The organism is Streptomyces sp. LHD-70 (genome assembly GCF_031157275.1).
Lineage (GTDB): Bacteria > Actinomycetota > Actinomycetes > Streptomycetales > Streptomycetaceae > Streptomyces.
The window spans coordinates 80,162-93,143 of sequence record NZ_JAVIFW010000014.1 but is presented as its reverse complement, the minus strand read 5'-3'; the positions used below and the strand labels follow the sequence as shown (position 1 = coordinate 93,143).

The 12,982-nt window shown below is 70.9% G+C and carries 11 protein-coding genes and 1 pseudogene; 7 read left to right on the top strand and 5 right to left on the bottom strand.

Annotated elements, in window-relative coordinates; genetic code table 11:
* The first annotated feature begins 247 nt into the window (after positions 1-247).
* The 4 genes from RCO28_RS25990 to RCO28_RS25975 all read left to right on the top strand — a co-directional run bounded on the left by RCO28_RS25990 (position 248) and on the right by RCO28_RS25975 (position 3,538).
* Positions 248-412 carry a hypothetical protein gene (locus RCO28_RS25990; RefSeq protein ID WP_282539489.1) on the top strand — a complete coding sequence of 55 codons (165 nt, stop codon included), beginning with the start codon at positions 248-250 and terminating at the stop codon, positions 410-412.
* A gap of 206 nt (positions 413-618) precedes the next feature.
* On the top strand, positions 619-1,479 hold the full coding sequence (locus tag RCO28_RS25985; protein WP_308943698.1) for an RNA polymerase sigma factor SigF: 861 nt from the start codon (positions 619-621) through the stop codon (positions 1,477-1,479).
* Positions 1,480-1,841: 362 nt separating this feature from the next.
* Entirely contained in the window at positions 1,842-2,693 is an 852-nt protein-coding gene (locus RCO28_RS25980) for an RNA polymerase sigma factor SigF (protein ID WP_308943697.1), read from the top strand.
* A gap of 50 nt (positions 2,694-2,743) precedes the next feature.
* Positions 2,744-3,538 (top strand): hypothetical protein, encoded by a 795-nt coding sequence (locus RCO28_RS25975; protein WP_308943696.1) that lies wholly within the window; start codon positions 2,744-2,746, stop codon positions 3,536-3,538.
* 64 nt (positions 3,539-3,602) lie between these two features.
* Here the strand turns inward: RCO28_RS25975 and RCO28_RS25970 are convergent, their stop codons facing one another.
* On the bottom strand, positions 3,603-3,806 hold the full coding sequence (locus tag RCO28_RS25970; RefSeq protein WP_308943695.1) for a hypothetical protein: 204 nt from the start codon (positions 3,804-3,806) through the stop codon (positions 3,603-3,605).
* 189 nt (positions 3,807-3,995) lie between these two features.
* On the opposite strand from RCO28_RS25970, the gene RCO28_RS25965 reads away from it, so the two are divergent.
* The 3 genes from RCO28_RS25965 to RCO28_RS25955 all read left to right on the top strand — a co-directional run bounded on the left by RCO28_RS25965 (position 3,996) and on the right by RCO28_RS25955 (position 8,050).
* Complete coding sequence (locus RCO28_RS25965; RefSeq protein ID WP_308943694.1) at positions 3,996-4,466, top strand: MarR family winged helix-turn-helix transcriptional regulator; 471 nt, start codon at positions 3,996-3,998, stop codon at positions 4,464-4,466.
* 13 nt (positions 4,467-4,479) lie between these two features.
* The gene (locus tag RCO28_RS25960) at positions 4,480-6,987 is read left to right on the top strand and encodes an MFS transporter (RefSeq protein ID WP_308943693.1); all 2,508 of its coding nucleotides are present in this window, start codon (positions 4,480-4,482) and stop codon (positions 6,985-6,987) included.
* A 244-nt stretch (positions 6,988-7,231) separates the two neighbouring features.
* Positions 7,232-8,050 (top strand): YceI family protein, encoded by an 819-nt coding sequence (locus RCO28_RS25955; RefSeq protein ID WP_308943692.1) that lies wholly within the window; start codon positions 7,232-7,234, stop codon positions 8,048-8,050.
* A gap of 45 nt (positions 8,051-8,095) precedes the next feature.
* On the opposite strand, the gene RCO28_RS25950 is transcribed toward RCO28_RS25955, so the two are convergent.
* From RCO28_RS25950 to RCO28_RS25935, 4 genes and pseudogenes are all read right to left on the bottom strand, one after another.
* On the bottom strand, positions 8,096-8,875 hold the full coding sequence (locus RCO28_RS25950; RefSeq protein ID WP_308943691.1) for a TetR/AcrR family transcriptional regulator C-terminal domain-containing protein: 780 nt from the start codon (positions 8,873-8,875) through the stop codon (positions 8,096-8,098).
* Between the two features lie 183 nt (positions 8,876-9,058).
* Positions 9,059-9,379: pseudogene (locus RCO28_RS25945) on the bottom strand (MFS transporter); the annotation flags it as partial.
* Positions 9,380-9,446: 67 nt separating this feature from the next.
* Positions 9,447-11,588, bottom strand: a complete 2,142-nt coding sequence (locus tag RCO28_RS25940; protein ID WP_308943690.1) for a glycosyltransferase family 39 protein — start codon at positions 11,586-11,588, stop codon at positions 9,447-9,449.
* On the bottom strand, positions 11,585-12,982 hold the full coding sequence (locus RCO28_RS25935; protein ID WP_308943689.1) for a bifunctional glycosyltransferase family 2/GtrA family protein: 1,398 nt from the start codon (positions 12,980-12,982) through the stop codon (positions 11,585-11,587). Before RCO28_RS25935 ends, RCO28_RS25940 begins: the two co-directional genes overlap by 4 nt.

Below are 12,982 nucleotides of genomic sequence, written 5' to 3'. Positions count from 1 at the left end.
GCCCTGCGGGTTCCTGCCAGATCCGCCGGGCTCTCCTCCATAGTGCGGCGCCGGCGGCCGCTCCGGGCCGGGCGAAGGGCCTGGAGGGGCGGGCCGTTGGTCCTTAAATACCGTGTGAGTGCTTCGACGGCGGGGCGTGCCCGGGGGCGCGGGCGCTGGGGCGTGCGGCCACTGGCGTGATCCGGACGGCACGTTAGACTCACCCGACTGCACGCGGGGACAGGGAACAGGCAGGGGAGGCCGGGACGTGGTGCACGCCAAGAAGATCGCCCTTTACGTGGTGATCGTCTTCGTCTTCTACACCATCATCACCAGCCCCGAGCGAGCCGCCGACCTCGTCCTGGTGGGCTTCCAAGGGATATCCGACGCCGCTCAGGGCGTCGGCGACTTCATGACTCAACTCGTGCAGTAGGCAACGCCCGTACGACCTCTCACCGAAATCGGTGGGGGGTCTTTTGTGCGTTTGACCCCAACTTGCCTTCAACACGGCGTTATCGGGTGCTTGCACACAGTGCACATGTCTTGTGATGCTATGACCGCTTTTGACGGATGAGTGGAACGGTTCGATCGGGTCGGTTCGATCAGGACAGTTCGTTGCGAATAGGGGTGGCGTTGACCGTGCCGGCCAGTACTGCACCTCAAGTGCCGCCCCAGGATTCCCCACAGGACGGGGTGCGGGCGGCGGCCGGGGCGGCCGAGCCATCTCCCGCCAAGAAGCGGGGCGCGGACACCCGAGCACTGACCCAGGTGCTCTTCGCCCAACTCAAGGACCTGACCCCCAAGACCCCCGAGCACGGCCGCGTGCGGGCCGCGCTGATCGAGGCCAACCTGCCGCTCGTGCGGTACGCGGCGGCCAGGTTCCGCAGCCGCAACGAGCCGATGGAGGACGTGGTCCAGGTCGGCACGATCGGCCTGATCAACGCCATCGACCGCTTCGACCCGGAACGCGGCGTGCAGTTCCCGACGTTCGCGATGCCCACCGTCGTCGGCGAGATCAAGCGGTACTTCCGCGACAACGTCCGCACCGTGCACGTACCGCGCCGGCTGCACGAGCTGTGGGTGCAGGTGACCGGGGCCACGGAGGACCTCACCACGGCGTACGGGCGCTCCCCCACGACCGCCGAGATCGCCGGGCGGCTGCGGATCACCGAGGACGAGGTGCTGTCCTGCATCGAGGCGGGACGCTCGTACCACGCGACGTCCCTCGAGGCCGCGCAGGAGGGCGACGGGCTGCCCGGGCTGCTCGACCGGCTCGGCTACGAGGACCCCGCGCTCGACGGCGTCGAGCACCGCGACCTCGTCCGGCATCTGCTGGTCCAACTCCCCGAGCGCGAACAGCGGATCCTGCTCCTGCGCTACTACAACAACCTGACGCAGTCGCAGATCAGCGCCGAGCTCGGGGTCTCCCAGATGCACGTCTCGCGGCTGCTCGCGCGCAGCTTCGCGCGGCTGCGGTCCGCCAACCGCATCGACGCGTAGCCCTCCGGGACCGACGCGCAGCTGGTTCTTTCCCCCCTGCCACCGTGCGCCCCTCGTACTCCCTCCCAACTCCCCCGTGTGCGCGGCATACTCCGGCACACCCGCACAGGCCGGGGTTCCGTACAAGGGAGCGAGCGGCCACCGTGAAGGGTGGAGCCCGATCTTGGGGCTTGCCGACAGAAAAGCCGCAGACCAGCCTTTTCCTGCACAGATTTGTCGACTTGGCGCTACAGCGTGTTGCCGACATGTGACATTCTGCGGGAACCGCGTTTGCCGCAGCCTCATGACCGGTATTCAGGTGGAGGCTGCGTTCCTGAAGACGGAGCGCCCGCCGCGACCGTCCGCGACCTCAAGGGGGTGGCATGTCCGCAGAACAGGGCAGCTCGAAGGTGCTCACGCTCACGAAGAGCGACCCCGGTGCACCTGCCGTGCTCCGTCAGGAACCATCGACAGCCATCGACACCCGCACCTTGTCCCGTTCCCTGTTCCTGCGCCTGGCCGCGCTGGACGAGGACAGCCCGGAGCGCGCGTACGTCCGCGACACGCTCATCGAGCTCAACCTGCCGCTGGTGCGGTACGCGGCGGCGCGCTTCCGCAGCCGCAACGAGCCGATGGAGGACATCGTCCAGGTCGGCACCATCGGCCTGATCAAGGCGATCGACCGCTTCGACTGCGAACGCGGCGTGGAATTCCCGACGTTCGCGATGCCCACCGTCGTCGGCGAGATCAAGCGGTTCTTCCGGGACACGAGCTGGTCGGTGCGCGTGCCACGCCGGCTGCAGGAGCTGCGGCTCGCCCTCACCAAGGCGAGCGACGAGCTGGCGCAGAAGCTGGACCGCTCGCCCACCGTGCCCGAACTCGCCGCTGTCCTGGGCGTGTCCGAGGAGGACGTGGTCGACGGCCTCGCGGTCGGCAACGCGTACACCGCCTCCTCGCTCGACTCCCCGGCGCCCGAGGACGACGGCGGCGAGGGCTCCCTCGCGGACCGGCTCGGGTACGAGGACAGCGCGCTCGAAGGCGTGGAGTACCGCGAGTCGCTGAAGCCGCTGCTCGCCAAACTCCCGCCCAGGGAGCGGCAGATCATCATGCTCCGCTTCTTCGCGAACATGACGCAGTCCCAGATCGGCGAGGAGGTCGGCATCTCCCAGATGCACGTCTCGCGCCTGCTCACCCGGACCCTCGCACAGCTCCGCGAGGGCCTGATCCAGGACTGAGCGGACTCCCCAGGGTTCTCATTTGACGGGTCGTCAGCCAGACTGGCGCGATGACACGAGCACGAGCCGGTATCGCTTGGGCACGCAGCCGCCGAGGCGCCGTGACTACGGCCTCGGCGGCTGTCGTGTGTCTGGGAACGCTGCTCGCCGCCTGCGGAGGGGACTCCTCCGGGGCCGACGACGGATACGTGGCGATCGGCGCCGCGGGAGCCACACCCCACAGAACCGGGCAGCGCGCGGTCCCGCCGACGGGCGATGTGCGGATGGTGCCGCTGGAGGGGGAGGGTGAGGAGGACGGGGAGAAGGGGTCGCCGGGGTCCAGCGACCCCGAGTCCGGCAACTCCAGCTCTGGAAGCGGAATTTCCGGCTCCGACAGCGGTACGGGGAGCGCCGCGCCCGAGGACGGCCCCTCCGGCGGTCTGCCATCCCCCGGCGCCGAATCGCCCGCGCAGGGCGGCGAGAGCGGCAACTCCGGCTCCGATGGCGGGAGTTCCACCGAGCCCTCGACTCCGGGCGAGGAGAGCGAGCGGCCCTCCGGCCCCGCCCTGCTCGAAACCGGGGAGCCGGTGCGCGAGGCGCTCAAGGACCGGTGGTGCGAGAAGGTGACGGTGGAGTTCCACAACTCCGGTGGCTCACCAATACGTTCGGGGACCGTCACCTTCGGTACGCATGTGATCGGCGCGCTGGGCGTCGACTGGGCCACCCTCGAGTCGGAACGCAAGCTTCCGGCGCCCATCCGGCCGGGTGAGTCCGCCACCGAGTCCTGGAAGCTCTGCGTGGACGCCTGGCGGGTGCCGCTCGGCATGCACATCGAGACCCAGGACGTCTCGGTCAAGTGGAAGTAGCGCGCGTACCTGCGCGCACACCCGCGCCCGCGCGCGCACCAGTACGCGCGTACCCGCGCCCGTACTAGGAGAGAGCCAGCCAGGCCACCGCGGCGACGATCACGACGGCGGCCACGATGCCGACGATCAGGCCGACGCGCGATCCGCCGCGGGTGGACTGCTGCTGCTGCGGGGCGCTCTCCTCGACGAAGGCGCGGAACATCTGCGTGCTGCCCGCGGGGTCGTTGCCGCCCTGGGGGCCCTGCGGGGCGTGGGGGTTGTGTGCCATGGGGCAGGACCCTAGCGAATCCGGGGGTTCCGCCCAAGCCCTGGGTGACTCTCCGTCGCCGTCGCGCACGGCTCGTCCCTTTGCCTGAGCATTGCCAGGTTTTTAGCAGGTGAGACCCGCTTTCAATTTGCCTTCGGCAACCAACCGCTTCTATCGTTGCTCTAAGCAACAAATAGTGGAAGGGTGGCCATGGCCGCACAACCTCGGTTCGAGGAACTCGGTCGCCAGCTGAGCGCCATCGGCGCCGTCAAGCGAGAACTCGCCCGGACGCTTCCGGTCGAGTGCCCGGCCGGATCGGCCGTCGTCCTTGCACTCCTCGACAAATACGGCGAGATGCGGATGAGCCGGCTCGCGGAGCTGCTCGCCGTCGACATGTCGGTGACGAGCCGCCATGTCGCGCACGTCGCGGACCGCGGCTGGATCGAGAGGTCCCCCGACCCCGACGACCGGCGCTCCCGCATCCTGCGCCTCACAGCCGAGGGCTCGGACATGCTCCGCACCCTCTCCGAGCGCCACACGGCAGCGCTCGCCCACTACCTGCGGGACTGGTCCGACGACGACGTGGACCAGCTCAGCGCCCTGCTCGCCCGGCTGCGCAGCAGCTTCGGCGAGTGCCGGCAGACCCGCTCCCACACTTCGCCCACCCGTACACCCGCGTAAGCAAAGGAAGTCCATGGCAACGACCACACCAGCCGGTGTGCGGGGCAGCCATGCCAAGCATGGAGGCCACAGCGGCCAGTCCGGTCAGCAGGATGCCGCGCCCATGACGCACAGGCAGATCATGGAGGCGCTTTCGGGCCTGCTGCTCGGCATGTTCGTCGCGATCCTCTCGTCGACGATCGTCTCCAACGCCCTGCCCGAGATCATCTCCGACCTCGGCGGCGGCCAGTCCGCGTACACCTGGGTCGTCACGGCCTCGCTGCTCGCGATGACGGCGACGACCCCGCTGTGGGGCAAGCTCGCCGACCTGTTCAGCAAGAAGCTCCTGGTCCAGATATCGCTCGTCATCTTCATGGCGGGCTCGGTGGTCGCGGGCCTCTCGCAGGACCCGGGCATGCTGATCGCCTGCCGTGTCGTGCAGGGCATCGGCGTCGGCGGTCTCTCCGCCCTCGCGCAGATCGTGATGGCCGCGATGATCTCGCCGCGTGAGCGCGGCCGGTACAGCGGCTACCTCGGTGCGACCTTCGCCGTGGCCACGGTCGGCGGTCCGCTGCTCGGCGGTGTCATCACCGACCACTGGGGCTGGCGCTGGTGCTTCTACGTCGGCGTGCCCTTCGCCGTCGTCGCGCTGATCGTGCTGCAGAAGACCCTGAAGCTCCCCGTCGTGAAGCGGGACGTCAAGGTCGACTGGGGCGGTGCCTTCTTCATCTCGGCGGCCGTCTCGCTGCTCCTGGTCTGGGTGACCTTCGCCGGCGACAAGTACGACTGGCTGTCCTGGCAGTCGTACGCCATGGTCGGTGGCTCGGTGCTGCTCGCGCTGATCTTCGTCTTCGTCGAGACCAAGGCGCGCGAGCCGATCATTCCGCTGCGGCTCTTCCGCAACAAGACGATCACCCTCGCCTCGCTCGCCTCGCTCTTCGTCGGCATCGCGATGTTCAGCGGCACCGTGTTCTTCAGCCAGTACTTCCAGCTGGCCCGGGACAAGTCGCCGACGATGTCCGGGGTCATGACGATCCCGATGATCGGTGGCCTGTTCATCTCCTCCACCGTCTCCGGGCAGGTGATCACCAAGACCGGCAAGTGGAAGGCCTGGCTGGTCAGCGGTGGTGTGCTGGTGACGGCGGGCATGGGCCTGCTCGGCACCATGCGGTACGACACCGAGTACTGGCACATCGCGATCTTCATGGCCCTGATGGGTCTCGGCATCGGCATGATGATGCAGAACCTCGTGCTCTGCACCCAGAACCAGGTGGACCCGAGCGACCTCGGCGCGGCCAGCTCCGTCGTCACCTTCTTCCGGTCCCTCGGCGGTGCGCTGGGCGTCTCGGCGCTCGGCGCCGTCATGGCCACCCGCGTCACCGACTACGTCAAGGACGGCATCGCCGAGCTCGGCCCGAAGGCCGCGGGCGCGGCCGCCCACGGCGGCACCGGTGGGGGCGGCATCCCCGACCTGGACAAGATCCCCGAGCCGCTGCGCACCGTGATGGAGAGCGCGTACGGCCACGGTGTCGCCGATGTCTTCCTGTTCGCGGCGCCCGCCGCGCTGCTCGCCCTCCTGCTGACCCTGTTCATCAAGGAGGTCCCGCTGAAGACCGGCGCCGCGCTGTCGAAGACCGCTTCGGCCGCGATCCCCGCCACGGACACGGCTCCGGCCCCGGCCGCGACGCCGATTCCGACCCCGGCCCAGACCTCGGCCCAGGCCTCGGCCCAGACCCCGACCCAGCAGCCCGAGGAGGCGCAGACGATCGTGCAGAGTACGGCCGGTATCGAGGTACGCGGCGTGGTCCGCGGCGGCGACGGCGCCGGGGTCCCCCGGGCCGCGGTCACGCTGATCTCGCTCGGCGGGCGCCAGTTGGGCCGCACCATCGCCCAGAACGACGGCGGCTACGTCCTCGACGCCCCCGGCGCCGGTTCGTACGTCCTGATCGCCTCGGCGGACGGCTTCCAGCCGCAGGCCTCCACCGTCGTCGTCGGCACCGAGCCGCTCGCGTACGACATGCTGCTCAGCGGCACCAGCGGCCTTGCCGGTGTGGTGCACACGGCGGACGGGGCGAAGCCCGTGGTCGGCGCGATGGTCGTCGTGACCGATGTGCGCGGCGATGTGCTGGCCACCGGACAGACCGGTGAGCAGGGCGAGTTCGCGTTCGGCGAGCTGGTCCCGGGCCCCGTGACCCTGGCTGTGAACGCCGAGGGCCACCGGCCGCTCGCGCTCCCCGTCGACGTGGCGGGCCAGGGCGTCACCCGCGTCGAGGTGGCGCTGCAGGCCGGGGCGCGGGTGCAGGGCACCGTGCTCGCGGCGGGCGGACCGCTGCGGGACGCGCGGGTCACCCTGGTCGACGCGGCCGGGAACGTGGTGGCCACGGCGACGACGGGTGAGGACGGCGCGTACGCCTTCACCGACCTGGACAGCGGCGAGTACACGGTCATGGCGAGCGGCTACCCGCCGGCGGCCATGGCGCTGACCGTGCGCGGCAACGACGCGGACGGTCACGACATCGAACTCGCGCATCCCGACGCGTAGTTCGGGACGCGTAGTTCGGAACGCGTAGTTCGGGACGCGTAGTTCGGAACGCGTGGTTCGGAACGCGTGGTTCGGAACGCGTAGTTCACGACTCCGGTCGCCGTGTCCGCTCCGAGCGGAGGCGGGCACGGCGAGCGGCGGGAAAAGGGGCCCGGCGGGCAGGGGACGGCCCGCCGGGCCCCAAGTTTTGTGCACAGCAGGCAGTTTGCGGGGCTTTCGCCCGGCCTTTGGCGAGGAGTGGAACGTGGGACTCAGCGCACGGATTCGTACGCGTGACGGGTGGGCCGTGCAGCACGCCGTCGTCACCCTGACCGATATGCGCGGCACCCAGGTGCTGCGCGCCGAGGCGGACGAGGAGGGCGTCGTACGCGGCGACTCGCTCGCGCCCGGCCCCTACACGGCGATCGTCACCGCCGTCGGCTACGCCCCCGCGGCCGCCACGGCGCTGGTCTCGGCGGGCGGCCGGGCCGACCTCGGCACGGTGACGCTGACCCGGCAGGGCGGCTTCGAACTGCCGCCGCCCGGGGTGTGGACCCTGGACCCGGCGCATTCCTCGGTGGGCGCGGTCGCCCGGCACCTGGGCATCTCCAGCGTGCACGGCCGGTTCACGGAGTTCGGCGGCCGGATCGAGATCGCCGAGGACCCGCTGGCGTCGCGGGTGGACGCGGTGATCAGCTCGGCGTCGGTGGACACGGGCAACGGGATGCGCGACAAGCACCTGGTCTCGCCGGACTTCCTGGACGTGGAGCAGTTCCCGGAGATCCGGTTCAGCAGTACGTCGGTGTCCGCCGCCGGGCCCGACCGCTGGACCGTGCACGGCGAGCTGTCGCTGCACGGCGTGGTCCGTCCCGTCGACCTGGACCTGACCTACCTCGGCACCGGGCCCGACCCGTGGGGCGGACTGCGGGCGGCCTTCCATGCCACGGCGGAGCTGCGCCGTGAGGACTTCGCGATGAACTACAACCAGGTCGTGCAGGCGGGAATCTCCGCGATCGGCGCGACTCTGCGGGTGGAGCTGGATATTCAGGCGGTGCGGGGGGAGGGGGTGCCGGGGGTGGGGTAGGGCGGTGGGCCCCCGAGGGCTGCCGCCCCCTACCCCCGGCCCGGGCTACCCCTTCGCCCGCCGCACCATCTCCTCGATCCCCGCCACCATCAAATCCAGCGCGAACTCGAAGTCGTCCGCCCAGATCTCGGCCACCGTTCTGCCCGAGTGCGCCTCGATGACGTCCCTGACCTCGTCGATCTGGCCCGCGAGCTGCGGTTCGTCCTGGAAGGCCTCGATCGCGTCGCCGTAGAACTCGTCCGGGGTCATGCCCGACGCGGCGCAGCGCTGGATGAAGTGGCCCTCGATCGTGGCGAATCCGTACGCGAACTGGAAGACCGCGGCCGTCGCCCCCGAGCGGGCCCGCGGGGGCAGACCCGTGGCGCGGATGATCTTCTGGACGGCCTCCGCGAAGGCGACGGAGTGCGGGCCGATGTTCAGATACGCGTTGAGGATCGTGGCAGCCCAGGGGTGCCGGACCAGGACCTCGCGGTAGTCGGCGGCCAGGCGGCGCAGGTGGATGCGCCAGTCCTGGCCGTCCTCGGGGTCCCTGAGCGGGAGTTCGCCGAAGACCGCGTCGATGGCCAGCTCGAGGATGTCGTCCTTGGTGTCCACGTACCAGTACAGGGACATCGCGGTGACGTTCAGCTCGGTGGCGATGCGGCGCATGGAGAGCTTGCCGAGGCCCTCCGCGTCCAGGAGGCGGACGGCGGTCGCGACGATCCGGTCGCGGTCGAGCCCCTCCGGCTGCTCCGCCTTGCGGCTGCTTCCCGGCCGGGCGGCCTTGTCCTCCAGCCAGACGCTGGAGCGCGCCGGGTTCCTGGCGCGGTTCGCTGCGCTGACCATGTTCTTGCCCCTCTTACGTCGTCTCTTACGTCGTCTCTTACGTCGTCTCTTACGTCGTCTCTTGGGTCGTCGTACAAGCACCGTTTCTGCTCGGCACCGTACCTGGGGGCTGCGCCCCCGGACCCCGCTCCCTCTCTCGGCCTCCGGCCTGGTCCTCAAACGCCGGACAGGCTTTCTTTGTCCTCAATCGCCGGACGGGCTTTCCTTACGCTCCGCCCGTGCCAGCATCGCCGCCGCCACCAAGCCGCCCATGAACACCGCCGCCGCGCCCACCAGTTGGCTGGTCTGCAGGCCGGAGGCGAACGCGTCGGCGATCCGCTGCCGTTCGGCCGAGCTGTCCGCCGCCGCGAGCGCCGCCGGCAGCGAGGCCGCCGTGACCGCGACGAGCGCCGCGAACCGGGCGTTGAGGACCGCGCCGAGCACCGCCACCCCGAGCCCGTTGCCGAACTCGGCGAGCGTGCCGTTGATGCCCGCGCCGACGCCCGCCTTCTCCGCCGGGATCGCGCGACTCTTGTACGGTGTACAGGACCTTTCCCATACATCGTACAAGAGCGCCTCTTACGCCGTGCAGCTATTTCTTCCGCGTGAGGTCGTAGAGCGTCGTGCCGTCGACGGTGACCTTCTCGAAGTTCTCCGTGACCCAGCTCGTGAGGGCCGAGCTGGAGCTGCCGCCGGGGCCGCCGCCCCTGCCCTGGTCGCCGCCGATGAAGTAGTGGATCTTCCCGTCGGCCACGTACTGCTTGAACTGCGCGAGCGTCGGGGACGGGTCGCTGCCGTTGAAGCCGCCGATCGCCATTACCGGGTCCTCGGTGGCGAGTTGGTAGCTGGCGGCGTTCTGCGCGCCGATGGTGGCGGCGACCCAGGTGTACGCGCCGGAGCCCTGCTCCAGCTTGGCCCGCACCTCACTGCTGACGGTGGCGCCGTTGAGGAGGCCGCCCATACCGCCGCCCCCGCCACCCCCACGGCCCATTCCGCCCGGTCGTTCGCCGACACCGCCGGGGCCCGGCATCCGGCCGCCCGGCCCGCCCTGCGAGGGCTGCGCGTTCTGGCCCTGACCTTGCTGGCCTTGCTGACCTTGCTGGCCTTGCTGGCTTTGCGCGCTGCCCTGCGTGTTCTGGCCCTGCGCCGCCCCCTGAGGCATCCCGCCGCCCCCTGTTCCGCCCCCGGGTCCGCCCCGGCCGCCGGACACCGTCGGGCCCGCCGTGACGATCGAGCCCGCGTGGCCCTCGCCGAGCGTCGTGACCGTGTACGCGGCCGGACCCGCCAGCGCGGCCACCAGCCCCAACCCGGCCGCTGCAAGCCCCAGTTGCCGCCTGGATACGGGCCCTAGCAGCAGCCCGAGCGCCGCCACGAGCCCGCCGCCGAGCACAGCCCAACGCAGCCACGGCACGTACCCGGAGGAGCGACCGAGCAGGACGTACGCCCAGTACGCGGTGACCGCGACCGTGCCCGCGAGGACGGCGGCGGCGAGGAAGCGGCCGCGTTCCTCCCACAGCACGGTGGCGCCCATGCCGACGAGGGCCGCGAGGTACGGGGCGAGGGCCACCGTGTAGTACTCGTGGAAGATCCCCTGCATGAAGCTGAAGACGGCCGCCGTCATCAGGAGCGAGCCGCCCCAGGCCAGGAACGCGGCACGCGCGGTGTCGGTACGCCGGGCCTTCCACGTCACGACCAGGCCCGCGACCAGCAGGATCAGCGCGGCGGGCAGCAGCCAGGAGATCTGGCCGCCGATGTTCGCGGAGACGAGCCGGTCGATGCCCGTGTCACCCCAGCCGCCGCCTCCGCCGCCACCCCCTCCCTGACCGCCACCACCGGGGCCGCCACCGCCGCCGACGCTGCCGGTCTCGTCGCCGTTGATCCGGCCGAGGCCGTTGTAGCCGAAGGTCAGCTCCAGGAAGGAGTTGTTCTGCGAGCCGCCGATGTACGGGCGCGAGGACGCGGGCCACAGCTCCACGATCGCCACCCACCAGCCGCCGGACCCCAGCAACGCCAGGGCGGACAGGGCGAGTTGGCCGACCCTCCGGCGTACGGTCGTCGGCGCGCAGACCGCGTACAGGACCGCGAGCGGCGGCAGGATCAGGAACGCCTGCAAGGTCTTCGTCAGGAACGCGAAGCCGACCGCGACGCCCGCCCAGACCAGCCACTTCGTACGGGCGTCCTCCAGGGCGCGGAGCACGCAGTACACCGTGACCGTCATCAGGAGCGCGAGCAGCGCGTCCGGGTTGTTGAAGCGGAACATCAGCGCGGCGACCGGCGTGAGCGCGAACGCGACGACCGCGATCAGGCCCGCGGCAGCACTGAACCGCCGCCGCACCGCCGCGTAGAGCACCGCGGCCGTGGCCACCGCCATCAGCGCCTGCGGCGCGAGGATCTGCCAGGAGCCGAGGCCGAAGAGGCGGACGGAGAGCGCCATCGGCCACAGCGCGGCCGGGGGCTTGTCCACGGTGATCGCGCTCGCGGCGTCGGACGAGCCGAAGAAGAACGCCTTCCAGGACTCGCTGCCCGCCTGAACGGCCGCCGAGTAGAAGGAGTTGGCGTACCCGGACGCGCTCAGGTTCCACAGGTAGAGCGCGGCGGTCACGGCGAGCAGTCCGAGCAGGACCGGCCGCACCCAGCGCGGATCATCCGCCCGGCCCCGCCAGACGCGGCGGGCCGCCGGGGGAGCGGGGGGCGCGTGCGCGGGCGGCGCGGGAGCTGTTGCTGCTGCGGTCATCGGTGCGTCCCAGAGTTGGAGTCGGAGTTGGCGTTGGCGTTGGCGTTGGCGTACGACAGGTCGGTGGGGTGGCCCTCGCCCGAGGCGTACGACTGGTCGCGGCTCTCCTCCCTCCGGTCCGGGAACACCCAGATCCGGAAGAGCAGGAAGCGGACGACGGTCGCGGCGAGGTTGGCGGCGATCAGCACCGTCAGCTCGGTGGCGTGCGCGACCTCACCGGCCGCCGCGTCCAGCGCCGCGAGCGAACCGCTGGTCAGGGCGAGCCCGATCGCGAACACCACGAGCCCCTGGGCCTGATGGCGCACGGCCCGGCTCCGGCCGCGTACCCCGAAGGTGAGCCTCCGGTTGGCAGCGGTGTTGGCGAGGGCTGAGACGAGCAGCGCCGCCGCGTTGGCGAACTGGGCGCCCGCGCCGAAGCCGGTCCTGACGAGCGAGTACAGCGCGAGATAGAAGAGCGTGGAGAGCACGCCCACCACACAGAAGCCGACCAGCTGCCGCGCCAACCCGCCCGGTACACCGGCCAGTTGCCCGTCCCGCGGGTCGTCCCCGAAGGGGCGTGCGAGCCGGTCGAGGGGGAGCGCGCCGACCGCGAGCGCCCGGCCGACCCGCCACACACCCTTCAGGTCGTCGGTCGCCGTCCTGACGATGTGCACGGTCGAGTCCGGGTCGTCCACCCAGTCGACCGGCACCTCGTGGATGCGCAGCCCGGCCCGCTCGGCGAGCACGAGCAGCTCGGTGTCGAAGAACCAGCCGCTGTCCTCGACCATCGGCAGCAGCCGCTCCGCCACATCGCGCCGGATCGCCTTGAAGCCGCACTGCGCGTCGGAGAACCGCGCCGCGAGCGAGCCGCGCAGGATCAGGTTGTACGTACGCGAGATGAACTCGCGCCGCGGCCCTCGCACCACCCGCGAGCTGCGGGCGAGCCGCGAGCCGATCGCCAGGTCGGAGTGGCCGGAGATCAGCGGCGCGACCAGCGGAAGCAGCGCGTTCAGATCGGTGGAGAGGTCGACGTCCATGTACGCCAGGACCGGCGCGTCCGAAGCCGCCCACACCGTACGCAGCGCCCGCCCGCGCCCCTTCTGCTCCAGGCGGTACGCCCGGACCTCGGGCAGCTCCGCGTCGAGCCGGGCGGCGATCTGCGGGGTGCGGTCGGTGCTCGCGTTGTCCGCGATGGTGATCCGGAAGCCGGAGGGGAGCCCGCGCCCGGCGGAGCCGTACGGGAACGTGCGGGTCAGGTGGTCGTGCAGGCGGCGCACACAGCCGTCAAGGTCCTTCTCCTCGTTGTGGACGGGCACGACCACGTCGAGAACGGGGGTGCCCACAGGGCCTGCCGGGAGGTGTTCACGGGCCGGGAGCGTCTGCAGCCCCGCGGCCGGCGGAGAGTCGCTTCGCAT